This is a genomic window from Chromobacterium sp. LK1 (assembly GCF_001043555.1).
Taxonomy (GTDB): Bacteria; Pseudomonadota; Gammaproteobacteria; order Burkholderiales; family Chromobacteriaceae; genus Chromobacterium; species Chromobacterium aquaticum.
The window spans coordinates 48007-72399 of sequence record NZ_LDUI01000002.1; the positions used below are offsets into that span (position 1 = coordinate 48007).

Sequence of the window (24393 nt, forward strand, 5' to 3'; positions counted from 1 at the left end):
GCGTTGCGGCGCGCCGCTAAGAACAGATGGAGCATTGACATGAAAGTAATGGTTATCGGCTCCGGCGGGCGCGAACACGCGCTGGCCTGGCGCATCGCCAAATCGCGCCGGGTGTCCAAGGTCTTCGTCGCGCCCGGCAACGCCGGCACCGCGCTGGACCCCAATCTGACCAACGTCGAGCTCGGCAGCGTGGCGGAATGGGTGGCTTTCGCCAAGCAGGAGAAGATCGAACTGACGGTGGTGGGACCGGAGGCGCCGCTGGCGGCCGGCGTGGTCGATGCCTTCCGCGCCGAGGGGCTGCGGATTTTCGGCCCCACGCAATATTGCGCGCAGTTGGAAAGCTCCAAGGATTTCGCCAAGGCCTTCATGAAGCGCCACGGCATCCCCACCGCCGGCTACGAAACCTTCAGCGACGCTAGCGCCGCGCATGCCTATGTCGACGCCAAGGGCGCGCCCATCGTGATCAAGGCCGACGGACTCGCCGCCGGCAAGGGCGTGGTGGTGGCGCTGACGCTGGACGAGGCGCACGCGGCCATCGACGATATGCTGGTGGGCAACAAGATGGGCAGCGCCGGCGCGCGGGTGGTGATCGAGGACTTCCTGCAGGGCGAGGAGGCCAGCTTCATCGTGATGGTGGACGGCGACCACGTGCTGCCGATGGCCACCAGCCAGGACCACAAGCGTCTGCTGGACAACGACCAGGGTCCCAACACCGGCGGCATGGGCGCGTATAGCCCGGCGCCGGTGGTGACGCCGGCGGTGCACAACCGGGTGATGCGCGAAATCATCCTGCCGACGGTGTTGGGCATGAAGAAGGACGGCCACAGTTATACCGGCTTCCTTTACGCCGGCCTGATGATAGACGCGCAGGGCAACCCGCACACTATCGAATTCAACTGCCGCTTCGGCGACCCGGAAACCCAGCCCATCATGGCGCGGTTGAAGTCCGACTTCACCGTATTGCTGGAGGCCGGCGTCAACGGCCGCCTGAACCAGGTGGAGGCGGAGTGGGACCGCCGCGTGGCCTTGGGCGTGGTGCTGGCGGCCGAGGGTTATCCGGAAGCGCCGCGCAAGGGCGATCTGATCAGCGGCTTGCCGGCCGAGAGCGAGGACGGCATGGTGTTCCACGCCGGCGTCAGCCTGGACGCGGATAAGCAGCTGCGCAGCAACGGCGGCCGCGTGCTGTGTGCGGTGGGCCTGGGTGACAGCGTCAAGATGGCGCAGGGCAAGGCATATGCCTTGGCCGATCAGGTCCATTTCGCCGGCAAGCAGCTGCGCCGTGACATCGGCGCGCGCGCGATAGGCCGCAAACACTGAGAATCTGTTTACGATCAGTTGCGCGTCGGCGGGATAGTTAGACAAGGGCGTTGAAAACACCTTCAGAATGCTCATGTACCGTTTGTACACTCCGCTTCTTCCGCTGTTTTCGCCTTGCCTCGCGCTAGCTCGCGAGATCGTGAACAGGTTCTGAGTCCCGCCGCTTGATAGAGAAACAGCGCCGCTTGCGGCGCTGTTTTCATTTCCGGGCTTGGATCCGACTCAGCCCAGTTCGGCCTGACGCAGGCCTGGCGCGTCGCAATCCTTGGCCGACAGCTGCGGTTCTCCGTCCAGCGGCCAGGCGATCGCCAGCTCGGGATCGTTCCAGGCTATGGTTCGCTCCAATTCCTTGAACCAGTAATCCGTGGTCTTGTACAGAAACTCGGCGCTGTCCGACAGGGTGACGAAGCCGTGGGCGAAGCCGGGCGGCACCCACAGCTGGCGCTTGTTGGCGGCGGACAGGTGCACGCCCACCCATTGGCCGAAACTGGCCGAGCCGCGACGGATGTCGACGGCGACATCGAAAACTTCGCCGGCGATCACCCTAACCAGCTTGCCCTGGGCATGCGGCGCCAACTGATAGTGCAGGCCGCGCAGCACGCCCTTGCTGGAGCGGCTGTGATTGTCCTGCACGAAGGGTGCGGCGCAGCCGATGGCGGCTTCGAAGCGCTGCTGATTGAAGCTTTCGAAGAAGAAGCCGCGTTCGTCGCCGAACACGGCGGGTTCGATGATTTTGACGTCGGCAATAGCGGTATCGATGATGTTCATAAGCGGCTCGTAAGTATCAATAGACGATCTGGTCCAGCATCGCCAGCAGATAGCGGCCGTAACCGGTCTTCTGCAGCGGCTTGGCCAGTTGGCGCACCTGCTCGTCGTCTATCCAGCCGAAGTGGTAGGCGACTTCTTCCGGGCAGGCCACTTTCAGGCCCTGGCGGCTTTCTATGGTGGCGATGAACTGGCTGGCTTCCAGCATGGATTCATGGGTGCCGGTGTCCAGCCAGGCGTAGCCGCGGCCCATGGTCTGCACCGACAACTGGCCTCGCTGCAAATAGACATTGTTGATGTCGGTGATTTCCAGCTCGCCGCGCGGAGAGGGTTTGATGGACTTGGCGATATCGACCACCTGCTCATCGTAGAAGTAGAGGCCGGTCACCGCGTAATTGGACTTGGGTTGCGCCGGCTTTTCCTCTATCGACAGCGCCTTGCCGTCGGCGTCGAAGGCGACCACGCCGTAGCGCTCCGGATCGTTGACGCGGTAGGCGAACACGCTGGCGCCGCTGTGCATGGCGTTGGCGTCCTGCAGCAAGGCGGAGAAATCGTGGCCGTAATAGATATTGTCGCCCAGCACCAGCGCTGATGGTGCGCCGGCCAGGAAGCCCTCGCCGATGATGAAGGCCTGGGCTAGGCCGTCTGGGCTGGGCTGTACCGCGTAGCTCAGTCGCAAGCCCCATTGGCTGCCGTCGCCCAGCAACTGCTCGAAGCGCGGCGTGTCCTGCGGGGTGGAGATGATCAGGATTTCCTGGATGCCGGCCAGCATCAGCGTGGTCAGCGGATAATAAATCATCGGCTTGTCGTAGATCGGCAGTAATTGCTTGCTGACGGAAATGGTGGCCGGGTATAGCCGGGTGCCGGAGCCGCCGGCTAGGATGATGCCTTTGCGTGCTTGAGTCATTGCTTGTCTTTCTGTTGCGGCTGGGCGCCAAGTTCGGCGAGTACGTGTTTGACGCCGTCTTCCCAGCGTGGCAGCGCGAGGCCGAAGGTTTGCTGCAGCTTGGCGCAGTCCAGCCGGGAGTTGGCCGGCCGCGGCGCCGGCAGCGGGTAGTCCGCCGTGGCGATAGGCGCGATGTCGGCTGGCCTCAGCCGCAGCGCGCAGCCTTGTTTTACCGCTTCGGCGGTCAGCAGTTGAGCATAGCCGTGCCAACTGGTTTCACCCTGCGCCGCCAGGTGGTAGCTACCGTAGGCGAAGCCGGCCGGATCGCGCAAGTAAGCGCGCAGCAGCGCCACGGTGATGTCGGCGATCAAGGCGGTGGAAGTGGGCGCGCCGATCTGATCGGCCACCACGCTCAAGCTGTCGCGCTCTCGGGCCAGACGCAGAATGGTTTTCAGGAAATTGCCGCCGTGGGCGCCGAACACCCAGCTGGTGCGCAGGATCAAATGCCGCGGCGCGGCGGCGCGCACCGCTTGCTCGCCGGCCCATTTGCTCTGGCCGTAGACCGAGCGCGGCTCGGCCGCATCGTCTTCGCGCCAGGGGCGTTCGCCGGCGCCGCTGAACACGTAATCGGTGGAATAGTGCAGCAACAGCGCCTGGCGCCGCGCCGCCCATTGCGCCAGCAAGGCCGGCGCGGCGGCGTTGACCGCGTGGGCTTGTTCGGGTTCGCTCTCGGCGCGGTCCACCGCGGTGTAGGCGGCGGGATTGACGATGATGTCGGGCTGGTGGCGTTCCAATGCCTGGCGGATGCTGTCGGCCTGGCCCAGGTCCAGCTCAGCGCGGCTCAGCGCGATGACTGTGCCCAGTGGCGCCAGCGCGCTTTGCAACTGGTGGCCAAGCTGGCCGTTGATCCCGGTCAGCAGAATGGTGGGCGCGTGCTCAGCCATAGTGTTGGTTCACCCAGTCGCGATAGGCGCCGCTGCTGACATTGGCGACCCAGTCCTGATGTTGCAGATACCAGGCCACGGTTTTGCGGATGCCGCTGTCGAAAGTTTCCTGCGGCCGCCAGCCCAGTTCGCGCTCCAGCTTGCGCGCGTCTATCGCGTAGCGGCTGTCGTGGCCGGGGCGGTCGGCGACGAAGGCGATCTGCTCGGCGTAGCGGCGCGCCGGGTCGGCGTGCGGCGCCAATTCGTCCAGCAAGGCGCAGATGGTTTTGACCACGTCCAGATTGGTTTTCTCGTTCCAGCCGCCGACATTATAGGTTTCGCCGGGCGTGCCGGCTTCCAGCACCCGGCGGATGGCGCTGCAATGGTCTTTGACGTAGAGCCAGTCGCGCACCTGGCTGCCGTCGCCGTAGATAGGCAGCGGCTTGCCGGCCAGGGCGTTGAGGATGACCAGCGGGATCAGCTTCTCCGGGAAGTGATAGGGGCCGTAGTTATTGCTGCAATTGGTGGTCAGCACCGGCAGGCCGTAAGTGTGGTGCCAGGCGCGCATCAGGTGATCGGACGCCGCCTTGGACGCGGAGTAGGGGCTGTTCGGCTGGTAGCGGTGATTTTCCGTGAATGGCGCGTCGTCGGGGCTCAGCGAGCCGTAAACCTCGTCGGTGGACACGTGCAACAGGCGGAAGCCGGCGCGCTGCGCGTCCGTCAGCTGGCCCCAGTAGCCGCGCACGCTTTCCAGCAGATTGAAGGTGCCGACCACATTGGTCTGGATGAAATCGCCCGGTCCGTGGATGGAGCGGTCGACATGGCTTTCCGCGGCGAAGTTGATCACCGCGCGTGGGCGGTGCTCGGCCAGCAGGGCGTCGACCAGCGCGCGGTCGCCGATATCGCCGCGCACGAAGACATGGCGCGGGTCCTGTTCCAGGGATTTCAAGGTGTCGAGATTGCCGGCATAGCTGAGCGCGTCCAGGTTGACGACGGTTTCGTCGCTCTGCGCCAGCCAGTCCAGCACGAAATTGCCGCCGATGAAGCCGGCGCCGCCGGTTACCAAAATTGTCATATTGTTTTTACTTCCATGTTCGCAATGCAAAGTTAGCCGTTGTTTCGAGCTTGGCTGAGCAATCTGCTGTTATCGGCAAAAATAATGGATTCGAGATGATTGAGGGTTCTAATCATATAGGTACTCCAAGCCATGCTTCAAATATTGGGCCGATTCGTTCATCCGAGCATTGCTCGCGTGTGCCGATATTTTATGTGGTTTTTACCCAATCATTATGGAATTCGACATCGCTTTGATGTCGCTTAGCCTAAATTCGGAAGTGGTAGTAGCGCCCTTCCATATTGGTTGGGTGCGCCAGTCTGAGTCGGGGAGGGCACATGATAGTCCATCACATCGCACCGGCGGCAGCGCCGGAAGCCGAAGGCCGATGGCGCAAGGTTGCGCATTTCCTGCGCCATGAGCGCCGCTGCTGGCGCCGGCTGGCGTATTGGTTGAAACAATTCCACAGCGACAGGCCGCCGCTGCGTTGCTATGCCTGGCGCCCGGCGCCGGAAGACGACGATGGGGATGCGTTGAAGCGCTAGGTCGCCGCCGCGGACAGCGGTACAATGCGGCTTTATTTTCGTATCGCCGCCCATCATCATGAAGTTCACCCCCGGCCGGGTGCGGCCCTTGCCCCGGCTGCCCGGACGCCCGTTGCAGCTCAAAGCCCGCGCCGCGCTGAAACAGGGCGAGGTCATCGCCTATTCCACCGAGTCCTGCTACGGCCTGGGCTGCAATCCGCTGGATGTGCGCGCCATCCGCAAGATTCTGGCGATCAAGGCCAGGCCCAATCACAAGGGGCTGATCGTGATCGCCGCCGATGTCGGCCAGATCCGCCACCTGATCCGCCCGCTGTCCGCCGCTCAATACGCGGAACTGGCGCGCTACTGGCCGGGTCCATATACTTTTTTGCTGCCGGCCTCGCGCCGGGTGCCGCCGGCGCTGCGCGGCAAGCACGACAAGATCGCGGTGCGCGTCACCGCCCATGGCGAGGCCGCCGCGCTGTGTCGCAGCCTGGGCACGGCGCTGGTGTCCACCTCGGCCAACCGCGCCGGCCAGCAATCGCTGAAAACCGCGCGCGCCTGCCAACAGGCTTTCCGCCAGCGAGTGCTGACCCTGCCGGGCCGCATCGGCAAGCGGCGCAAACCGTCCACCATCATTGATTTGGAAACAGGCCGCGTATTGCGCTGAGCCTGGCGATTACAAGAGGAGTTGCCGTGCAACAGATTTCTTTCCTGAGCCTGATCCTGGACGCCAGCTTGATGGTGCAATTGGTGATGGCCGGCCTAGCCTTGATGTCGGTGCTGTCCTGGGCGTTGATTTTCAACAAGATCGCGGTGCTGCGCGCGGCGCGGCGCAATAGCGACGAGTTCGAGCGCAATTTCTGGAGCGGCGCGGACTTGAATCGTCTGTATGAGGATGCCAGCCGCCGCAACGACACCGTGGGCATGGAGCGCATCTTCCAGTCCGGTTTCGCCGAGTTCCTGAAACTGCGCGGCCGCAACGGCACCGAGCTGTCCGACATCATGGCCGGCTCGCGCCGGGCGATGAAGGCGGCGGCGCAGCGCGAGCTGGACACTTTGGACAGCCATACTTCCTTCCTCGCCACCGTCGGCTCGGTCAGCCCTTACATTGGCCTGTTCGGCACGGTGTGGGGCATCATGCATGCCTTCATCGGCTTGGGCAATGCCGGCCAGGCCACCTTGTCCACGGTGGCTCCGGGCATCGCCGAGGCATTGGTGGCCACCGCCATCGGCCTGTTCGCGGCGATTCCGGCGGTGGTGGCGTATAACCGCTTCGCCACCGACGTCGACCGCTTGGCCACCCGCTTCGACAGTTATATGGAAGAGTTCTCCAACATCCTGCAGCGCCTGGCCACGCGTTGAGTCGGCCGCGTCCGCGGCAAAATTAGACTTGCCACGGACATTCCCATACGGCATGGTATCCGGTTCCACCTTCCCGAGCCGCACCATGCCGTTTTCGCGCATCCCCCCGCTGACCCTCGCCGCTTTCTTCGCCCTGTACGTGATCTGGGGCTCAACCTATATGGGCATACGCATAGGCATCGAGTCCTGGCCGCCGATGATGATGGCCGGCCTGCGCTTTTCCCTGGCCGGCTGGCTGATGCTGGCCTATCTGTGGCTGCGCAAATACCCGGTGCCGAACGCGCGCGAGCTGGGCGGCGCCGCCTTGCTCGGCGTGCTGATGCCGGCGGTGGGCAACGGCTTGGTCACCGTGGCGGAGAAAGACGTGTCCTCGGGCGTGGCCGCCTTGGTGATCGCCACCGTGCCGCTGTTCACCCTGTTGTTCGCGCGCATGTTCGGTCAAAAGGCGCGCAAGGTGGAATGGGCCGGCATTGGTCTGGGCGTTTGCGGCATGGTGCTGTTGAATATGGGGGCCAATCTGAAGGCCAGCCCCAGCGGCGCAGCGCTGTTGCTGCTGGCCTCCGCCGGTTGGGCGCTGGGTTCGGCCTGGAGCCGCCATCTGGCTCAGCCCAAGGGACCGATGGGCAGCGCCTGGATGATGATCTTCGGCGGCGCGGCCTTGTTGCTGGCCAGCCAGGCTTATGGCGAGAAGCTGCAGGCGATGCCGACTCTGTCCAGCTGGCTGGCCTTGTTTTACCTGGCGGTGTTCGGCTCCATCATCGCTTACAGCGCCTATCTGCACTTGCTGAAGACGGTGTCTCCGGCCGCCGCCACCAGCTACGCCTACGTCAACCCGGTGATCGCGGTTTTGCTGGGCGTGGTCTTCCTCGGCGAGCACATCGGCCTGCACGAGATGCTGGCGATGAGCGTGATCGTGGCGGCGGTGGTGTTGATCAGTTGGCGGCGTTAGAGCCTGTTCAACGCCGTATCGCCGAAGCGCAGCAGACTTTGAACAGATTCTTAGCCCGTCAGTAGCGACATACGCCGTAGCAGGCGCCGGCCCTGGCGCTGGTGTTGAATCACCGCGCCGATATGGGCGGTCAATAGCAGGGCCAAGAGAACGTTGCTGGCGAAGTGCAGCCTGGCCAGCGCTTGGGTGCTTGCTCCGGCCTCCAGGCTGGGCGGCAGCGTGATCAGGCCGAACACGTCGACCGGCCGCTCCATCATCAACCAGCCGCTGGCCAGCGATAAACCACTCAGCAGATAGAGCAGCGCATGCGCGCGGCGCGCCAGCCGGTGCTTGGCCGGCGGAATGCCGGCCGGCGGCGGCATGCGGAAGCTGGCGCGGTAGACGACGCGCAGCAGGAACACGGGCATCAACAGCGTGGTCAGCGCGACGTTGAATGGCGGAATCGCCGCGGCGACGGCGGGCGGCAGCGCGCCGGAGGCGAGCGCGAAGCCGCTGATCATGGCCCACAGGATCACGACTGCGCAAATCCAGTGCAGCCAGGCGGCGATGGGCGGATAGGTCTGGGTCGAGCTTGGCATCGGAATCGGCTTTCTTGCATATCCCGCAGGCGACGCGCGGCAGCCCTCCTGCCTGTGTCGCGGGCATGGCATGGCCGCCGTCCGAGGCGTGGACCCGCGGCAGGAGGAGGGTGGGAGAAACCGGCCTTCCGGGATCGGGAAGGCCGGCGAGTCAGCGCGTCAGAGCTTCAGCCCGCGCGCCGACTGGGCGGGATGCTCAGACCGGTGCCCACAAGGCGGGCTGGCTGGACGGGGTCCAGCCGGCGCCGGCCCAGGCGGTGTGCGGCTGCAGGCAGCGGTACTTCTTGCCCTGATAGCTGACGATCTGGCCGGCGGTGTAGGACACGCCTTCTTTCCAGGCGTCGCCCACCGGCGGCGGGTTGATGCCGCCGTCGCCCTTCTTCAGGTCGATCTGGTAGGTATAGCCCTTGTAGCCGTCATTCAAATACACGCGGTTGGCGGTGGCGCTGCGTTCCGGCGTGATGCTCACCGTGCGCTGCTTCTGGTTCATCACGCCGATGCGGATCGCCTTGGAAGTCGCGTTCACTTTCACGCCCAGCTCGTATGGCCAGTTGGCCATCTGGCCGCTGACGGCGTCCAACTTGACCTGGATGGTTTCCGCGTCGCCGCCCTTGGCGTCGAACACGCGCAGCGTGGCGGTACTGTTGTTCGGCAGGTTCTCATAGGCGGTCACCTTGCCGATTTCCTTCCACGGATTGGTCACCGGCGGCGGTTCCGGCGGATTGGTGCCATCGCCGAACACCACGTCGGAGCACGAGTAGAACGCTTCCTCGCTGTCCGCGCGTTTCCAGACATTGAAGATGATGTGCGGACCGCTCTTGCCGGCCGGCAGCTTGGCCACCATGTGGTAGCGCTTGTTGGCGTCCAGCGGCGGATTGCCGGTCACGGTGTGGAAGGGCTGCGGATCCAGGTCCGACCATTTCAGCGGCTTGCTCTGATCCCAGCCGTTCTTGGTCACATAGAACTTGAAGTACTTGGTCGAGTGCGGCGCGGTGGCGTGGTAGACGAACTCGTAGTTGCCGTTGGCGTCCGGCACCAGCTTGGTCTTCGGCCAGTCGGTGCGCGCCAGGTTGAAGCCCTTGAACTTGTCCTGGCCGCCGGCGCAGAGCTTGCCGTCCGGCACCACCGCCGCGTGATTGTCGCCCTGCGGATTCTGGTTGATGCCGTTCCAGTCGTACATCGCCTGGGCGCCGCCCACGCGGCGGGCTTCCTGGCAAGCGGCGGACTTGGGTGATTCCGCGCCCTCCTTGAAGCAGCTATAGGTACGGTTGATCGGCACTTCCATGGTGCCGTGGGCCCAGAGCGGCGCGCTGAGGCAGGCCAGGGCGAGGGCGGCGGGAAGGCGCAGTTGTGGTTTCATTCTGACTCCTTTGAGCTACGAGTGGTATGCAAGCGCCCAGCAGTTTGCCGAGCAGTCCAATCATCATATGGATGCCATATGATTTAAAATGGGACGACTATTTTTAATGTAAGTTTGGCGATGGGTACTATTGCCATACTTACTGTGTGGTCTTGCAACCGCTTGATTCTTGCAAAAAACGCTCATCCACAGACCTGTCCCGACGGTCACGGCGCGAGAGGCCGTCATTTTTTCCTGCCAAATCATCCCTTTGTCGTTTTGCTGCCATGCAGCAAGCTGATGGCAAGGCGGGTAAATAAAATGGTATTGACGTGGTATTAATGTGGTATTAACGTTCGCGGTATGCCAGCAGCGCTGGATTCGCGCGGCGCTCGTGTCGGAGATGCCAGCTTGGGGACGCCGGTTATACACTGGTGTTTTCAGACCACTTGCAGACAACCCATGGAAAATCGCTGGCTAGCATTGAAACCGGATGAAACCCTGACCACGCCGCTGTATCTGCAGCTGTCGCGGAAACTGGCCGACGCCATCAACGCCGGCTGGTGGCAGGCGGACGAGGCGCTGCCGTCGGAGCGCACGTTTTCCGAAGAACTGGGCATTTCGCGCGTGACGGCGCGCAAGGCGATGGATGTGCTGCTGGAGCAGGGCCTGATTCGCCGGCGCCAGGGCTCGGGCACCTTCATCACGCCGCGGCTGGAACAGCCCTTGTCGCGGCTGACCGGCTTTACCGAACAATTGCGCCAGCGCGGCTTCGTGCCGTCGTCGGTGTGGCTGGAGCGCGGCGTGTTCGCGCCCAGCAATGAGGAAGTGATCAAGCTGGGGCTGTCGCCCACCTCGCAAGTGTCGCGGCTGAAGCGCCAACGCTTGGCCGACGGGGTGGTGATGGCGATCGAGATGACGACGCTGCCGGTGGCTTATCTGCCGGAGCCGCAGCAAGTGGGCACCTCGCTGTACGCCCATCTGGACGCCAACGGCCATTCGGTGGTGCGCGCGCTGCAGCATATCCGCGCGGTGAACGCCTCCGGCGACATCGCCACGCTGGCCGGCATCCGCCCCGGAGAAGCGATGTTGCTGATCACCCGCATCGGCTTCAACGCCGAGAACATCGCGATTGAATTGACCGATACCTATTGCCGTAACGACTACTACGATTTTGTTGCCGAACTGAGACGATGACCCAACACCGAGTGCTGCAAGGACGCATCCTGACCGAAGCCGGCTGGATGGACGGCGAACTGAAACTGGCTGCCGACGGCCGCATCGAGGCCATAGACGCGCGGCTGGCTTCCGGCCGCGCGGTCGAACGCTATCTGCTGCCGGGCTTCATCGACCTGCACGTCCATGGCGGCGGCGGCGTTGACATCATGGAAGGCGGCAGCGCCGCCGAAAAGGTGGCCAGGCTGCATGCGCGCTTCGGCACCACATCCTTGCTGGCCACCACCATGACCGCGCCGCCGGACGAGATCGAACAGGTGTTGCGCGCGCTCGGTTCCTCCTGTCGCGAACGCCGTCCCGGCGGCGCCCGCATCCTGGGCGTTCACCTGGAAGGCCCCTACATCAACCCCGGCAAGCTGGGCGCCCAGCCGGACGACGCCTGTCGCGCGGTGATGGCCCAAGTGGACGCCTATCGCGCGCTGGCGCCGGTGTCGCTGATCACGCTGGCGCCGGAAATCGCCGGCCATATGGACATCATCCGCCAGTTGGCGCAGCAGGGCGTCAAGGTACAGCTGGGTCATACCCTGGGCAGTTACGAAGACGGGGTGCAGGCGCTGGAGCAAGGCGCGTCCGGCTTCACCCATCTGTTCAATGCGATGAGCGGCCTGCACCACCGCGAGCCCGGCATGGTGGGCGCGGCGCTGGCGCATGCCGAGTACGCCGAGCTGATTCCCGATCTGCTCCACGTCCACCCCGGCGCGATCCGTGCCGCCCTGCGCTCGATTCCGCGCCTGTACTGCGTTACCGATTCCACCGCCGCCGCCGGCATGCCGGACGGCGAATACAAGCTGGGTTCGCACTCGGTGACCAAGTGCATGGGCGGCGTGCGCCTGGCCGACGGTACCCTGGCCGGCAGCACGCTGACCACCGATCAGGCGCTGCGCAATCTGGTGTCCATCGGACTGCCGCTGGCCGATGCGTCGAACCGCATGTCCTTGTACCCGGCCGACTACCTGGGCCTGGCCGATCGCGGCCGCCTCGCCGCCGGCGCCTGGGCCGACATCGTGGTGATGGACGCGGATTTGAATTTGCAGCAAGTCTACGTAGAGGGAGAACAGATTGGCCTCGTTGATGCTTGAAGAAGCGCTGTACGCCGCCGAAGCGGTGGCCGCGCAGCATATGTACGCCGATGAAGCGCTGGCCGCCTTGGGCCGCGCGCTGGCGGCGGAACGCCCCAGCCTGGCGCTGACCGTGGCCCGCGGCAGTTCCGACCACGCCGCCAATTATTTCGCCTACCTGGCGATGCAGCGCCTGGGCGTGCCGGTGGTGTCCTTGCCGATGTCGCTGATCACCCTGCATCAGGCGCCGCTGGCGGTGAAGGGCCAGTTGGCGGTGGCCTTGTCCCAGTCCGGTCAGAGCCCGGATCTGATCGACACCATGAAGGCGCTGGGCGTCGCCGGCGCGCGCACCGTCGCGCTGGTCAACAAACATCAATCGCCGCTGGCCGCCGCCTGCGAATGGGCGGTGCCCTTGTGCGCCGGCGACGAGAAAAGCGTGGCCGCGACCAAGAGCTATATCGCCACCCTGTCCGCGGTGGCGCGTTTGGTCGCGCACTGGCAGGGCGATGAAGGCCTGCTGGCCGCGCTGGCCAATCTGCCGCAGCGCCTGACCGAAGCCACGCGCCAGGACTGGCGGCCGGCGGTGGACGCGCTGGTGGACGCCGAACGCATCATGGTGGTGGGCCGCGGCCTGGGCTTCACCGTGGCGCTGGAAGCCGCGCTCAAGTTCAAGGAAACCTGCGTGATCCAGGCCGAGGCCTTCTCCGGCGCCGAGATCAAGCACGGCCCGATGGCGCTGATCGACGATGGCTATCCGCTGCTGATTTTCGCGCCGCGCGGACCCGAGCAGCAGGGGCTGATCGAATTGGCCGCCGAGATGCGCGGTCGCGGCGCCAAGGTGCTGCTGGCCGCGCCGGCCGATGTCGCCAGCCGCGACCTGACGCTGGCGCTGGCCGACGACCCGGCGCTGGACCCGCTGCTGGCGGTGCAGAGCTTCTACCTGATGGCGGCGAGCCTGTCCGAGGCGCGCGGCCTGAACCCCGACGTGCCGCGCCATCTGTCCAAGGTGACCTGCACCCGCTGAGCGCTCGGCGCGCAGCACCGCACCAGAAGAAAACCGCGCCCCGATCAGCCATGCGAATCGGGGCGCGTCGCAAGCGCCCGTCCTTGCCGGCGGGCTCGCCGCCAGGGCCGATAGGGACCGGCCCGGCGCGGCGCTCAACAACAAGATGGAGGAGTCCCCATGTCTGCTACGCTCGAACTCACCGCGCCGTTCGACGGCCCGGCGGTAGCGCTGAACCGGGTGCCCGATCCGGTGTTCGCCGGCCTGATGATGGGCGACGGCCTGGCGATCGAACCGCTGTCCGGCACCCTGCTGGCGCCCTGTGACGGGGAGGTGGCGCAACTGGCGCGCACCGGTCACGCGCTGACGCTGCGCGCGGCCAATGGCGCGGAAGTGCTGATCCATATCGGCATCGATACCGTCAAGCTGGACGGTGACGGTTTCCGGCCCCTGGTGCGGACCGGAGAGCGCGTGCGTCGCGGCCAGCCGCTGATCGAGGTGGACCTGGACGCGGTGGCGCGCCGCGCACCGTCGTTGCTGACCATGGTGGTGATCGCCAATGGCGAGGACTACGCGCTGGAGCATAAGGCGGAAGGCATGCTGCAAGCCGGGCGCACCCCGTTGCTGACGCTGAGCGGCGGCGGCAATGGCGCCGAAGACCTGGCCGACGAGGGCCCGCAAAGCCGCGGCCAGGCCACGGTGCGCCATGCCGGCGGCCTGCACGCGCGGCCGGCGGCCTTGGTGCAGAACGCGGCGCGTCAATATCGCGCCAGCGTGCGGGTGGAATTCAACGGCCAGGCGGCCAATGCCCGCAGCGTGGTGGCCTTGATGGGCCTGGGCGTGGCCGAGGACGACGATGTGGCGGTGCTGGCCCAGGGCGAGGATGCCGCCGCGGCCGCGGCCGCGGTGATCACCGCCTTGCAGACCCGCACCGAATCCGGCCACGGCGCGCCGGCGACGGTCGTCAGCGCGCCGGCGCGCGACCTGCCGGCCGGCTGGATAGGCGGCGTGTGCGCCGCGCCGGGCCTGGCCATCGGCCAGGTGGTGCGCCTGGACGCTTTCGAGCCGGCGCTGCCGGAGTTCGCGGTCAACGCCGACGAGGAACGCGAACAGCTGCGCCGGGCGCTGGCTCAAGTCAGCTCCGGCATTGCCACCGCCATCGACGACGCGCTGCGTCGCGGCCAGACCTCGCAGAGCGATATTTTCTCCGCGCATCTGGCGCTGGTGGAAGACCCTGAGCTGCAAGCCGCCGCCGAGCGGGACATCGCCGCCGGCCACGGCGCCGGCCACGCTTTCCGCCAGGCGGTGCGCACGCAATGCCGCGTGCTGTCCGGCCTGGGCAGCCCCTTGCTGGCGGAACGGGCAACCGATCTCAAGGACATCGAACGTCAGGTGCTGCAGGCGCTGCTCGGCGACGCGCAAGGCGCGCCCGAACTGTATCCGGCCTCCATCCTGGTGGCCGAGGACCTGGCCCCTTCCGAATTGACCCGGCTGCCGCGCGAGCGGGTGGCCGGCATTCTGTCCGCCGCCGGCGGCGCCAGCGGCCACGTGGCCATCCTGGCGCGCGCGCTCGGCATTCCGGCGCTGGTGGCGTGTGGACCGCAGGTGCTGCGGCTGGAAGCCGGCAGCCAATTGCTGCTGGACGCCGGCCAGGGCTGGTGTCAGCCGGAGCCGGACGCCTACGCCTTGGCCACCGCGCGGCAGCAGATGAGCGCGCTGGAACAGCGCCGCGCGGCGATGCGCGCCGACGCCGATGGCGCGGCGGTGACGCTGGATGGCGTGCGCATCGAAGTGGCCGCCAATATCGCCAATGAGCAGGACGCGCGCGACGCGGTGCTCCACGGCGCCGACAGCGTCGGCCTGCTGCGCACTGAATTCCTGTTCATCGACCGCCAGCACGCGCCGGATCGCTATGAACAGGCCAATGCCTATCAGGCGGTGCTGGACGAATTGCAGGGCCGCGCCGCCATCATCCGCACGCTGGACGTGGGCGGCGATAAGGAAGTGCCCTATCTGACCCTGCCGCCGGAACCCAACCCGGCCTTGGGCCTGCGCGGCATCCGCACCGGCTTCGCCCACCCGGAAATGCTGGACGAACAGCTGCGCGCGCTGCTGATGCTGCAGCCCTTGTCGCGGCTGCGCATCCTGGTGCCGATGATCGCCGAGGTCGGCGAACTGCGACGCCTGCGTCGGCGCATCGACGAACTGGCCGAGGAAATGGGGCTGAGCGAGCGGCCGCAGTTGGGCGTGATGGTGGAAGTGCCCTCCGCCGCGCTGCTGGCCGACCAACTGGCCGCCGAGGCCGATTTCCTGTCCATAGGCACCAATGATCTGACCCAATACACGCTGGCGATGGACCGCTGCAACGCCTCGCTGGCCGCCAGCCTGGACGCGCTGCATCCGGCGCTGCTGCGCCTGATCGCTCAGACCGTGGCCGGCGCCAGCCGGCACGGCAAATGGGTGGGCGTGTGCGGCGCGCTGGCTTCGGATCCGCTGGCGACGCCGGTGCTGGTCGGCCTCGGTGTCGCCGAGCTGTCGGTCAGCCCCGGCCTGGTGCCGGAGATCAAGGCCAGGGTGAGAACGCTGGAACAGCAAGGCTGTCGCCAGCGCGCAGAAGCGCTGCTGGCGCTGGACGCCGCCGCCGCGGTGCGCGCGCGCGCCGCCGAATGGTGGCCGCTGGATTGAAGTTCGAGGTTTGACGCGCATGCCGCGGGGACAACGCGGCAGCGAGACACTTAGCGCAACACACACAAGAAGGCTGGGACGCCATGCCTCCATGGCGACCAAACATTGGGAGATGAGACGTGAGTACCTCTGACAATAAATTCGCCGGCATCCAGCAGCTAGGCCGCGCGCTGATGCTGCCTATCGCCGTTCTGCCGGTGGCGGGCCTGCTGCTGCGCCTGGGCCAGCCCGATCTGCTCAACATCAAGATGATGGCCCAGGCGGGTGACGCCATTTTCGGCAACCTGGCGCTGATTTTCGCCATCGGCGTGGCGGTGGGCTTCGCCAAGGACAATAACGGCACCTCCGGCCTGGCCGGCGCCATCGGCTACCTGGTGATCACCGCGGTGCTGAAGGTGATAGACGAAAAACTCAATATGGGGGTGCTGTCCGGCATCCTGTCCGGCCTGGTGGCCGGCGCCTTGTACAACCGCTACAAGGACATCAAGCTGCCCAGCTATCTGGCCTTCTTCGGCGGCAAGCGCTTCGTGCCCATCGTCACCGGTTTTTCCATGCTGCTGCTGGGCGCGGTGCTCGGCTATGTGTGGATGCCGGTGCAGATCGGCATCGATAGCGTGGGCCGCTGGCTGATCGGCGCCGGCGAGATCGGCGTGTTCGCCTATGGCGTGCTCAACCGCGTGCTTATCGTCACCGGCCTGCATCACATCCTCAACACCATAGTCTGGTTCCAGGTGGGCGACTTCGCCAGTGCCGCCGGCAAGGTGGTGCACGGCGATCTGACCCGTTTCTTCGCCGGCGACAAGACGGCCGGCATGTTCATGTCCGGCTTCTTCCCGGTGATGATGTTCGGCCTGCCGGCCGCCTGCCTGGCGATGTACCGCACCGCCAAGCCGGAAAACAAGCAAGCCGTCGGCGGCCTGCTGTTCTCGATGGCGCTGACCGCGATGCTGACCGGCGTCACCGAGCCGGTGGAATTCGCCTTCATGTTCCTGGCCCCGGCGCTGTACGCCATCCACGCGGTGCTGACCGGCCTGGCCATGGCCTTGATGCACGCGTTCAACATCAAGCTGGGTTTCGGCTTCTCCGCCGGCCTGTTCGATTACCTGCTGAACTTCGGCCTGTCCACCAATCCGTTGTTGCTGATTCCGGTGGGCATAGGCTATTTCGCGCTCTACTACGTGCTGTTCGTGTTCTTCATCAAGAAGTTCGACCTCAAAACCCCGGGCCGTGAAGATGTCGTTGTGGCCATGGCGGCTGTCTCTGCCGGCAGCGGCCGCGCGCGCGCCTTCATCGCCGCGCTGGGCGGCGGCGCCAATCTGAAATCCGTTGACGCCTGCACCACCCGCTTGCGCCTGCAAGTGGCCAGCAATGACAAGGTGGACGAAGCCGCGCTGAAGGCGCTGGGTTCGCGCGGCCTGATCAAGCCGGCCGCCGGCAGCGTGCAAGTGGTGCTGGGACCGGAGGCGGATCTGATCGCCGACGAGATCCGCGTCGCGCTGGGCAATCCCGAAGCGGCTGCCGCGCCGTCCGCCACGGCGCCGGTTCAGGCCTTGGGCGAAGTGGTCGGCATCGACCGCGAACGCTGGCTGGCGGCGCTGGGTGGCGCGGCCAATGTGCGCAAGGTGGAGGCCGTGGCCGGCAGCCGGCTGCGGGTGGAAGTGGCCGACGCGGCCTTGGTGGACCAGGCGGCTTTGCAGCAGTTGGGCGCCAGCGGCGTCACCGCCTTCTCCGGCACGCTATTGCATATAGTATTGAATAGCGACGCTGGCGATTACGCGGCCGCGCTGCAGGGTTGAACACCGGACGGCGGGCAGCGGAATTTGACGCACGGCAAGCGCTGGCGGAATTTCCGCACTGTCGATGTTGGTAATTCGCCCACTACTTATGTAGCGAGTTGATTACAAGCGGAATCAGGCGGACAGTGGTGGCGCAGGGCACGGGAAGATGACCTTGCGCCATTTCAACTTGGAGGATGCATCATGACGTTGCGAGTTGCTATCAATGGTTACGGCCGCATCGGCCGCATGATTGTGCGTGCATGGCAAGAGCGCTATGCCGATCAGGACATCGAGATCGTCGCCATCAACGATCTGGCCTCGCCGGAGCTGCATGAACACCTGACCCGTTACGACAGCGTGCATGGTCCGTTCGCCGCTTCCGTGGCGTTGGACGGCGATCATCTGGTGGTCAATGGCAAGAAGATCAAGCTGCTGGCCATCCGCAACCCGGCCGAGCTGCCGTGGAAAGAATTGAACGTGGACGTGGTGATGGAATGCACCGGCTTGTTCACCTCCCGCGAAAAAGCCGGCGCGCATCTGCAGGCCGGCGCCAAGAAAGTGCTGATCTCCGCTCCGGGCGGCGAAGGCGTGGACGCCACCGTGGTTTACGGCGTCAACCATCAGCAGTTGAGCAGCGCGATGACCATCGTTTCCAACGCGTCCTGCACCACCAACTGTCTGGCCCCGATGGTGCAGCCGCTGATCGACACCATAGGCATCGAACGCGGTTTGATGACCACGGTGCACGCCTACACCAACGACCAAGTGCTGCTGGACACCGATCACAAGGATCTGCGCCGCGCCCGTTCCGCCGCCGTGTCCATGATCCCGACCAAGACCGGCGCCGCCGCCGCGGTTGGCCTGGTGCTGCCGCAGCTGAAAGGCAAGCTGGACGGTTTCGCCGTGCGCGTGCCGGTCAGCAATGTGTCGCTGGTGGACCTGACCTTCACCGCCGGCCGCGATACCAGCAAGGAAGAAGTGAACCAGCTGATCACCGCCGCCGCCAACGGCCCGTTGAAGGGCGTGCTCGGCGTCAACACCTTGCCGCTGGTGTCCTGCGACTTCCTGCACAACCCGGCGTCCAGCACCTTCGACGCGACGCTGACCCGCGTGATCGGCGGTCGCGAAGTCAAAGTGCTGGCCTGGTACGACAATGAATGGGGCTTCTCCAACCGTATGATCGATACCGCGGTGGCCTGGCAGGCCGCCAAGTAAGCTCGCCGGCTGTTGCACCGCTCAGGCCATGGTTCCAAGGAACCATGGCCTGATTTCATTCCGGCGCACCGCGGTAGCGCAGGCAGGCTTCGCCAAAGGCCAGCAGCCGTCGCTGCTCGTCGAACGCTTCCGCGCTGGCATGGTAGATGCGCCGCCCCTGGCTGCGCAGGGTGGCCACCGTGTGGATGCGGCCGGCGCAGACCTGGCGAGTGAAGCTGGTGGTCAGCGACAAGGTGACGCAGGCGCGCGGCGTCTCGCCCAGCGGCCGCCAGGTGCCACACAGCCCGCAGGCCGCGTCCAGCAAGGCGGCGTAGACGCCGCCGTGCACCACGCCGGCCGGGTTCAAATGCCGAGGGCCGATGTCCAGTTCGACGATGGCAAGGCCGGCTTCCCAGCGGACGACGTGGAAGCCCAGCAGTTCGCGCAAGCCGTGCTCGGGGGCGGCGGGGGAAACAAAGTCGGTCATTGATCTTTGCCTTTGATCTGCCACGGCACCGCTGGGTAATTCAGCTTGCCGGTGGCCTGCGCGGCGGGCGAGACCAGCACCACGCGGCCGCCGTCCTGATGCTGGCCTATGTATTGGGTGAAGTGGGGATTGTCGCCATTGGCGTCGAAGCTGAGCGGGCCGATCAAGGTGTCGCGCCGGGTGTTGCGCAGCTCCGCCGCCAGTCCGCCGGGGCGTTTCAGGCTGCCCTTGTCGGCGGCGCGGGCGATGGCCTCGAACAAAACCTGGCCTTGCACATAGGCCATCTCGCTCATGTAGTCCGGCGCATTCCGGTAGCGCGCATGGTAGCTGGCGTAGAAGCGTCGACCGGCCTCGGTTTTGAAACTGGGTGGATAGGACAGCAAGGCCGCTCCCAGCACATTGTTGACCAGTTCCGGGAAATCGGCGGCCATCTTCGAGGTGGCCAGGCCCCAGACCCCCAGCATAGCCTTGACCTCCGGCTTGAGCACGCGGGCGGCGCGCAGCATGCCGATATAGTCGTTTTCATAGGCGATCATCACGATGATGTCCGGCTTGTCCCGCAGCCGCACCTTGTTGAGCAAGGGCTTGAAATCCTGCACCCCGGGTTCGAAGCCATGCATGAGGTTGCGTCGGATGCCGCGTGCCTGGTTGTGCCGCAGCAGCAGCTGAGCCAACTCTTGGCTGGCATCGCGGTTGGAATAAAGAATGGACACCGATGCGACGCCGACCTCTGCGAGGAAGCGGGACACCGCCCGCGCATAGCCGTTGTTGTCGTTGATGCGAAAGAAGTTGGACAGGCCGCGGCGGCTGAGGCCCTGGCTCAGCGCGCCGCTGGTCAGGTAGACCAGGCCCAGCCTGTTGGCGCTGTCCGAGGCCGGAGCGACGATATTGGAGCTGTAGCCGCCGACGATGGCGACGACGCCCTGGCTGGCCAGCCGTTCGACCGCGGCCACCGCCTTGGCCGGCGCGGACTCGTCGTCCTGCACCAGCAAGCGGATGCGATGGCGCGACTGGGACTGGTTGAAGTCGGCGGCGGCGGTGGCGATGCCGCGTTCCATTTCGCTGCCGACGCGAGCCAGGCCGCCGCTGAGCGACAGCGGCACGCCGACCAGGAATTCGGCGGCGCGGCAGTCGGCGGCGAGGGCGCTGGAGATGAGGATGCCGAGCAACAGCCCGCCGTTTAAGACCGGCACCGGACGCGCCCGTGGTGCCGGTTTGTGCAAGCGCCGCGTGGTTTCCGGCCGGGGGCATTGTGAGTTGGGATCGTGAATCATCATCGACTCCTTTTGCTAATGGTCGTTGTCGAAGTCCATCGCGGCCAGACTACGCGCCATGTCCAGCAGCCGCGGTCCGATGTCTTCCTCCAGCCGGCGGCGCTTGAGCTGGAAGCTGGGTCCGCCGCAGTTGAAGGAGATCAGGCCGTGGCTGGGATGGCGCATCGCGACGCCGACTGAGTTGACGCCGCGCTGCCACTCGCCCAGAGACAGGCAGAAACCGCGTTCGGCGTAATCGCGGAATGCCTGTTCCAGCGACAGCCGGATGGCGGCCCAATCGTCGGGGCGGCGGCGGCGGAGGTGTTCCAGCAGAAAGGCGCGTTCGGTTTCCGGCATGGCCGCCAGGCAAGCCTTGCCCATGGCTGAACTGTGCAGCGGAATGCGCGAGCCGACCTGGCGGCGCATGGTGAGGTGGGCCTCGCTGTGCGCCACGTGCAGATACACCATGTCCAAGCGGTCGCGGGCGCCTATCGCCACCGCGGCCTGGGCCTGGCGCGCCAGCGCCGCCATCGGCGCATGCGCGGCGTCGCAGATGGCCAGATTGCCCAGCATCGCATAGCCGAAGGCCAGCACGCCGATTTCCAAATGGTATTTGCCGGAGGCCGGCGTGTAGCGCAGATAACCCAGCCGGGTCAGCGTATGCGTCAGGCGCGACACCGTGGGGCGGGGCAGACCGCTGCGGCATGCCAGTTCCTGATTGCCCAGCGCCTTGCCGTCCGGAGTGAAGCAGCGCAGCAGTTCCAGGCCGCGCGCCAGCGCGGTGACGAATTGCCGCTTATCGTCGGCTTCCACCATGTCTGGCGCCAGCAGCGGCCAGTCCGGAAAGCTGGGCTTCATTGCATCCCCTTCGCTGACGGGCCAGCCATCGGCAACCGGCCCAGAGTGCGCTTCCACTGTATGCGCCGGGGTGGCGGAAGGGGATTGTTTCGAAATTAAGTTTCGCTGTGCGAAATTGCCCGCGTCACTGCGGCGGGGTGCTAGCGCAGGAACGATTAAAAATCAGATAGTTGGGGGCAGAGAGGCGTTGGTGCGGGCTGTGGCCATTTGACCACAAGCGTTTTCAGTCGTCCTGCTGCAGATCGGGTAGGCGTGGCGGCACCGGAACCTCGATCACGATCGAGGTCTTGGTATCGCCGAACTGCATCAGGCGCGCGATCAATGCCTGCAGCGTGGGCATATTGTCCACCACCACCTTCATCATCAGCCCGCTGGTGCCGGTCACCGACATGCATTCGATGATCTCCGGCATGGTGCGGATTTCCTCTATCACCGCGAAGTACTCCAGATGCTTGACCGTCAGCTCTATCATGCAGCAGATCGGCATGCCCACCTTGTTGGGGTCGATGGTGGCGCGGTAGCCGGTGATCACTCCGCCGCGCTCCAGTTTGCTCACCCGGTCCGCCACCGCCGGCGGCGACAGGTTCACGCGCCGGGCCAGTTCCGCGAAGCTGATGCGGGCGTTTTCGTGCAGTGCGGCGATGATTTTTCTATCAAACTTATCCATTCTTCGATTATAAGGAAATATGACGAAACAAACTTATAAAAAAAGGTGAAATGGCTGAAAATCCAATCAACCATCTGATAAAAACGCCTGTTTGCTACGTAAAATGCTGGCCGTATCAGGGTTGGCCGCACTGTCCCGCGGCCCGCCTGTCCAGATCCGTTGCGGATGAGAACTGTCCCAATACGCTCTCATTTGAAACTGTCCTGGTGATCTCTTTGTCCCTGGTCTCTAGTCAGATCAAATCTGTATTGACGACGACCATTCCGGGCCTGTTCACAGCAACAGGCCCGTTTTTTTTGGCTTTGGCGACGTCTACGGCTGGCGCGTTAAAATAATCTGCGCCAAAGTGGGAAAGTTTGACGAAATGTCATATTTTTGTAATCACCCGTTTTTATCCTTGCCACACACTCAAACGGGAATGGATCAACCATGCCAGCCAATATCTTGCTTGTTGAAGACGAACCGGCAATCCAGGAGCTGATTGCCTTCAACCTGGCGCAGGCCGGCCACCATGTGCTGCGGGCCAGCACCGCCGAAGCGGCGCTGACGCTGGTGCGCAACGCGCTGCCGGATCTGGTGCTGCTGGACTGGATGCTGCCGGGCGCCAGCGGCGTGGACATCGCCAAGCGCCTGCGCGCCGACGAGCGCACCCGCCATGTGCCCATCATCATGCTGACCGCGCGCTCGGACGAGCAGGACAAGATCACCGGTCTGGAAACCGGCGCCGACGATTACATCACCAAGCCGTTCTCGCCGCGCGAGCTGCTGGCGCGCATCAAGGCGGTGCTGCGCCGCCGCGCGCCGCAGATGACCGACGATGCGGTGGACGTGCAAGGCCTGCGGCTGGACCCGGTCACCCATCGCGTCACCGGCAACGGCGGCGTCATCGATCTGGGCCCCACCGAATTCCGCCTGCTGCACTTCTTCATGACTCATCCGGAGCGGGTGCATTCGCGCTCCCAGTTGCTGGACCAGGTATGGGGCGACCATGTGTTCGTGGAAGAACGCACCGTGGACGTGCATATCCGCCGGCTGCGCAGCGCGCTGGAGGGCACCGGCCACGATGCGCTGATCCAGACCGTGCGCGGCACCGGCTACCGCTTCTCCACCCAGCAGTGAGGCCTGATGCCTGAATTCCTGAAACGCACGCTGGCCTCGCTGCTGGCGACCGCCGTCATCGGCCTCGGCTTCTGGCTGGGTTCATCGGCGGAAGACGGACTGATCGCGGTGGCCATCTGCCTGGGCAGTTGGCTGGCCTTCAATCTCTACCATGTGGCGCTGCTGCTGCGCTGGCTGCAACGGCCGACGCCGGAGCGGGTGCCGGATGGTTTCGGCGTCTGGCACACCATCTTCATGACGCTGTACCGCATCACGCGCACCCAGAGCCAGAGCCAGAGAAAACTCACCCACGCGCTGGAACGTTTCATCAACGCTGGCGAGGCGATGCCGGACGGGGTGGTGGTGCTGGACGAGCACGACCGCATCGAGTGGATCAACCCGATGGCGGTGGAGCATCTGGGCCTGGACCGCAAACGCGACGTGGGCAACCAGGTTCTCAATCTGATCCGCCAGCCGGCCTTTCACGCCTATATGAGCGAAGCGCGCTTCAGCCAGCCGCTGGTGCTCAACTTCGTGCAGCCGCGCGAACTGGTGATCTCCTTGCAGATGGTGCCCTTCGATTCCACCCGCAAGCTGCTGCTGACCCGCGACATCACTCAGCTGGAACGGGTGCAGACCGTGCACAAGGATTTCGTCGCCAATGTCTCGCACGAATTGCGCACTCCGCTGACGGTGGTGGGCGGCTTTCTGGAGACGCTGGGGGATATGCCGCAGGTGGACGACACCACCTTCCGCCAGTTCCTGCCGATGATGCTGGAACAGTCACGGCGCATGCAAAGCCTGGTCGAGGACCTGCTGACCCTGTCCAAGCTGGAGAACAGCCCCAAGGCGACGGTGTCGGAGCGGGTGGACATGCAGGACATGCTGGACACGCTGATGGTGGAGGCCGAGGGCCTGTCCCACGGTCGTCATCAGGTCAAGCTGGACCGGCACAGCGACGCCTGGTTGTGGGGCAGTCAGCAGGAACTGCATTCGGCCTTCGGCAACCTGGTGTCCAACGCGGTGCGCTACACGCCGGAGGGCGGCTGCATCACGTTGAGTTGGAAGGAGGAGGGCGAGCAGTTGCGCTTCTCTGTCAGCGACACCGGCATCGGCATCCCGCGCGAGCATATCCCGCGGCTGACCGAGCGTTTCTACCGGGTGGACCGCGGCCGTTCGCGCGGCAGCGGCGGCACTGGCCTGGGCCTCGCCATCGTCAAGCATGTGCTGGCGCGCCACCATGCGCGGCTGGAGATCCGCAGCGAGCCGGACAAGGGCAGCGTATTTTCCGCGGTGTTCCCGCGCGACCGCCGCAGCGGCTCGCAAGCGGCCTGAGCGCCGCGCCGCGGGGCCGCATGCGGCGTATTCTTGCAAGC

General features: G+C 65.2%; 23 protein-coding genes. 13 read left to right on the forward strand and 10 right to left on the reverse strand.

Features of this window, described 5'->3' with window-relative positions; all coding sequences use genetic code 11:
* Positions 1–39 precede the first annotated feature (39 nt).
* The gene (gene purD, locus VI26_RS01420) at positions 40–1317 is read left to right on the forward strand and encodes a phosphoribosylamine--glycine ligase (RefSeq protein WP_048407966.1); all 1278 of its coding nucleotides are present in this window, start codon (positions 40–42) and stop codon (positions 1315–1317) included.
* Between the two features lie 222 nt (positions 1318–1539).
* On the opposite strand, the gene rfbC is transcribed toward purD, so the two are convergent.
* From rfbC to rfbB, 4 genes are read right to left on the reverse strand one after another with little or no spacing between them, the layout of a single operon-like run.
* The gene (rfbC, locus tag VI26_RS01425; RefSeq protein ID WP_048407967.1) at positions 1540–2085 is read right to left on the reverse strand and encodes a dTDP-4-dehydrorhamnose 3,5-epimerase; all 546 of its coding nucleotides are present in this window, start codon (positions 2083–2085) and stop codon (positions 1540–1542) included.
* A 16-nt stretch (positions 2086–2101) separates the two neighbouring features.
* Positions 2102–2989 carry a glucose-1-phosphate thymidylyltransferase RfbA gene (gene rfbA, locus VI26_RS01430; RefSeq protein WP_048407968.1) on the reverse strand — a complete coding sequence of 296 codons (888 nt, stop codon included), beginning with the start codon at positions 2987–2989 and terminating at the stop codon, positions 2102–2104.
* The gene (gene rfbD / locus VI26_RS01435) at positions 2986–3912 is read right to left on the reverse strand and encodes a dTDP-4-dehydrorhamnose reductase (protein WP_048407969.1); all 927 of its coding nucleotides are present in this window, start codon (positions 3910–3912) and stop codon (positions 2986–2988) included. The genes rfbA and rfbD overlap by 4 nt, the downstream gene beginning before the upstream one ends.
* Entirely contained in the window at positions 3905–4966 is a 1062-nt protein-coding gene (gene rfbB, locus VI26_RS01440; RefSeq protein WP_048407970.1) for a dTDP-glucose 4,6-dehydratase, read from the reverse strand. The genes rfbD and rfbB overlap by 8 nt, the downstream gene beginning before the upstream one ends.
* A 317-nt stretch (positions 4967–5283) precedes the next feature.
* Here rfbB and VI26_RS01445 point away from each other — a divergent pair, with 317 nt between their 5' ends.
* The 4 genes from VI26_RS01445 to yedA are packed head-to-tail and all read left to right on the forward strand — an operon-like array spanning position 5284 to position 7783.
* On the forward strand, positions 5284–5490 hold the full coding sequence (locus tag VI26_RS01445; RefSeq protein ID WP_048407971.1) for a hypothetical protein: 207 nt from the start codon (positions 5284–5286) through the stop codon (positions 5488–5490).
* 58 nt (positions 5491–5548) lie between these two features.
* A complete protein-coding gene (locus VI26_RS01450) occupies positions 5549–6139 on the forward strand; it encodes an L-threonylcarbamoyladenylate synthase (protein WP_082150816.1) in 591 nt (196 codons plus the stop codon).
* Between the two features lie 35 nt (positions 6140–6174).
* Positions 6175–6834: a protein TolQ gene (tolQ, locus tag VI26_RS01455; RefSeq protein ID WP_369799179.1), complete on the forward strand. Its 660-nt coding sequence runs from the start codon at positions 6175–6177 to the stop codon at positions 6832–6834.
* A gap of 52 nt (positions 6835–6886) precedes the next feature.
* Positions 6887–7783 carry a drug/metabolite exporter YedA gene (gene yedA, locus VI26_RS01460; protein ID WP_231580936.1) on the forward strand — a complete coding sequence of 299 codons (897 nt, stop codon included), beginning with the start codon at positions 6887–6889 and terminating at the stop codon, positions 7781–7783.
* A gap of 50 nt (positions 7784–7833) precedes the next feature.
* Here the strand turns inward: yedA and VI26_RS01465 are convergent, their stop codons facing one another.
* Positions 7834–8361, reverse strand: coding sequence for a cytochrome b (locus VI26_RS01465; RefSeq protein WP_048407972.1), 528 nt, complete (start codon positions 8359–8361; stop codon positions 7834–7836).
* A gap of 196 nt (positions 8362–8557) precedes the next feature.
* The gene (locus VI26_RS01470) at positions 8558–9721 is read right to left on the reverse strand and encodes a lytic polysaccharide monooxygenase (protein WP_048407973.1); all 1164 of its coding nucleotides are present in this window, start codon (positions 9719–9721) and stop codon (positions 8558–8560) included.
* A 441-nt stretch (positions 9722–10162) separates the two neighbouring features.
* Between VI26_RS01470 and VI26_RS01475 the strand changes: the two genes are divergently transcribed.
* The 6 genes from VI26_RS01475 to gap all read left to right on the forward strand — a co-directional run bounded on the left by VI26_RS01475 (position 10163) and on the right by gap (position 18675).
* Positions 10163–10897, forward strand: a complete 735-nt coding sequence (locus VI26_RS01475; protein ID WP_048407974.1) for a GntR family transcriptional regulator — start codon at positions 10163–10165, stop codon at positions 10895–10897.
* Positions 10894–12015, forward strand: coding sequence for an N-acetylglucosamine-6-phosphate deacetylase (nagA, locus tag VI26_RS01480; RefSeq protein ID WP_156183694.1), 1122 nt, complete (start codon positions 10894–10896; stop codon positions 12013–12015). The genes VI26_RS01475 and nagA overlap by 4 nt, the downstream gene beginning before the upstream one ends.
* Positions 12008–13018 (forward strand): SIS domain-containing protein, encoded by a 1011-nt coding sequence (locus VI26_RS01485; protein ID WP_048407975.1) that lies wholly within the window; start codon positions 12008–12010, stop codon positions 13016–13018. Before nagA ends, VI26_RS01485 begins: the two co-directional genes overlap by 8 nt.
* Before the next feature lie 159 nt (positions 13019–13177).
* A complete protein-coding gene (gene ptsP / locus VI26_RS01490) occupies positions 13178–15682 on the forward strand; it encodes a phosphoenolpyruvate--protein phosphotransferase (protein WP_048407976.1) in 2505 nt (834 codons plus the stop codon).
* A gap of 119 nt (positions 15683–15801) precedes the next feature.
* Positions 15802–17478, forward strand: a complete 1677-nt coding sequence (gene nagE / locus VI26_RS01495) for an N-acetylglucosamine-specific PTS transporter subunit IIBC (RefSeq protein WP_082150818.1) — start codon at positions 15802–15804, stop codon at positions 17476–17478.
* A gap of 183 nt (positions 17479–17661) precedes the next feature.
* The gene (gene gap / locus VI26_RS01500) at positions 17662–18675 is read left to right on the forward strand and encodes a type I glyceraldehyde-3-phosphate dehydrogenase (RefSeq protein ID WP_048407977.1); all 1014 of its coding nucleotides are present in this window, start codon (positions 17662–17664) and stop codon (positions 18673–18675) included.
* 55 nt (positions 18676–18730) lie between these two features.
* Here gap and VI26_RS01505 read toward each other — a convergent pair whose 3' ends face one another.
* The 4 genes from VI26_RS01505 to VI26_RS01520 form a co-directional block, all read right to left on the reverse strand.
* A complete protein-coding gene (locus VI26_RS01505) occupies positions 18731–19141 on the reverse strand; it encodes a PaaI family thioesterase (protein WP_048407978.1) in 411 nt (136 codons plus the stop codon).
* A complete protein-coding gene (locus tag VI26_RS01510) occupies positions 19138–20334 on the reverse strand; it encodes an ABC transporter substrate-binding protein (protein WP_053074169.1) in 1197 nt (398 codons plus the stop codon). The genes VI26_RS01505 and VI26_RS01510 overlap by 4 nt, the downstream gene beginning before the upstream one ends.
* Positions 20335–20430: 96 nt before the next feature.
* A complete protein-coding gene (locus VI26_RS01515; protein WP_048407979.1) occupies positions 20431–21252 on the reverse strand; it encodes an IclR family transcriptional regulator in 822 nt (273 codons plus the stop codon).
* Between the two features lie 223 nt (positions 21253–21475).
* Positions 21476–21919 carry an Lrp/AsnC family transcriptional regulator gene (locus VI26_RS01520; RefSeq protein ID WP_048407980.1) on the reverse strand — a complete coding sequence of 148 codons (444 nt, stop codon included), beginning with the start codon at positions 21917–21919 and terminating at the stop codon, positions 21476–21478.
* A 429-nt stretch (positions 21920–22348) separates the two neighbouring features.
* Between VI26_RS01520 and phoB the strand changes: the two genes are divergently transcribed.
* Positions 22349–23038, forward strand: a complete 690-nt coding sequence (gene phoB, locus VI26_RS01525; protein WP_019101332.1) for a phosphate regulon transcriptional regulator PhoB — start codon at positions 22349–22351, stop codon at positions 23036–23038.
* Between the two features lie 6 nt (positions 23039–23044).
* Positions 23045–24352, forward strand: coding sequence for a phosphate regulon sensor histidine kinase PhoR (gene phoR / locus VI26_RS01530; protein WP_048407981.1), 1308 nt, complete (start codon positions 23045–23047; stop codon positions 24350–24352).
* The last annotated feature ends 41 nt before the right edge of the window (positions 24353–24393 follow it).

What these genes read in the sequence shown, in the direction of transcription:
- VI26_RS01485 (WP_048407975.1), top strand. Translation starts at nt 12,008, where the DNA reads ATGCTTGAAGAAGCGCTGTACGCCGCCGAAGCGGTGGCCGCGCAGCAT.
- rfbC (WP_048407967.1), bottom strand. Translation starts at nt 2,085, where the DNA reads ATGAACATCATCGATACCGCTATTGCCGACGTCAAAATCATCGAACCC.
- phoR (WP_048407981.1), top strand. Translation starts at nt 23,045, where the DNA reads ATGCCTGAATTCCTGAAACGCACGCTGGCCTCGCTGCTGGCGACCGCC.
- purD (WP_048407966.1), top strand. Translation starts at nt 40, where the DNA reads ATGAAAGTAATGGTTATCGGCTCCGGCGGGCGCGAACACGCGCTGGCC.
- rfbD (WP_048407969.1), bottom strand. Translation starts at nt 3,912, where the DNA reads ATGGCTGAGCACGCGCCCACCATTCTGCTGACCGGGATCAACGGCCAG.
- yedA (WP_231580936.1), top strand. Translation starts at nt 6,887, where the DNA reads ATGGTATCCGGTTCCACCTTCCCGAGCCGCACCATGCCGTTTTCGCGC.
- ptsP (WP_048407976.1), top strand. Translation starts at nt 13,178, where the DNA reads ATGTCTGCTACGCTCGAACTCACCGCGCCGTTCGACGGCCCGGCGGTA.
- rfbB (WP_048407970.1), bottom strand. Translation starts at nt 4,966, where the DNA reads ATGACAATTTTGGTAACCGGCGGCGCCGGCTTCATCGGCGGCAATTTC.
- rfbA (WP_048407968.1), bottom strand. Translation starts at nt 2,989, where the DNA reads ATGACTCAAGCACGCAAAGGCATCATCCTAGCCGGCGGCTCCGGCACC.
- gap (WP_048407977.1), top strand. Translation starts at nt 17,662, where the DNA reads ATGACGTTGCGAGTTGCTATCAATGGTTACGGCCGCATCGGCCGCATG.
- VI26_RS01505 (WP_048407978.1), bottom strand. Translation starts at nt 19,141, where the DNA reads ATGACCGACTTTGTTTCCCCCGCCGCCCCCGAGCACGGCTTGCGCGAA.
- phoB (WP_019101332.1), top strand. Translation starts at nt 22,349, where the DNA reads ATGCCAGCCAATATCTTGCTTGTTGAAGACGAACCGGCAATCCAGGAG.
- VI26_RS01465 (WP_048407972.1), bottom strand. Translation starts at nt 8,361, where the DNA reads ATGCCAAGCTCGACCCAGACCTATCCGCCCATCGCCGCCTGGCTGCAC.
- VI26_RS01445 (WP_048407971.1), top strand. Translation starts at nt 5,284, where the DNA reads ATGATAGTCCATCACATCGCACCGGCGGCAGCGCCGGAAGCCGAAGGC.
- VI26_RS01520 (WP_048407980.1), bottom strand. Translation starts at nt 21,919, where the DNA reads ATGGATAAGTTTGATAGAAAAATCATCGCCGCACTGCACGAAAACGCC.
- VI26_RS01475 (WP_048407974.1), top strand. Translation starts at nt 10,163, where the DNA reads ATGGAAAATCGCTGGCTAGCATTGAAACCGGATGAAACCCTGACCACG.
- VI26_RS01470 (WP_048407973.1), bottom strand. Translation starts at nt 9,721, where the DNA reads ATGAAACCACAACTGCGCCTTCCCGCCGCCCTCGCCCTGGCCTGCCTC.
- nagA (WP_156183694.1), top strand. Translation starts at nt 10,894, where the DNA reads ATGACCCAACACCGAGTGCTGCAAGGACGCATCCTGACCGAAGCCGGC.
- VI26_RS01450 (WP_082150816.1), top strand. Translation starts at nt 5,549, where the DNA reads ATGAAGTTCACCCCCGGCCGGGTGCGGCCCTTGCCCCGGCTGCCCGGA.
- VI26_RS01515 (WP_048407979.1), bottom strand. Translation starts at nt 21,252, where the DNA reads ATGAAGCCCAGCTTTCCGGACTGGCCGCTGCTGGCGCCAGACATGGTG.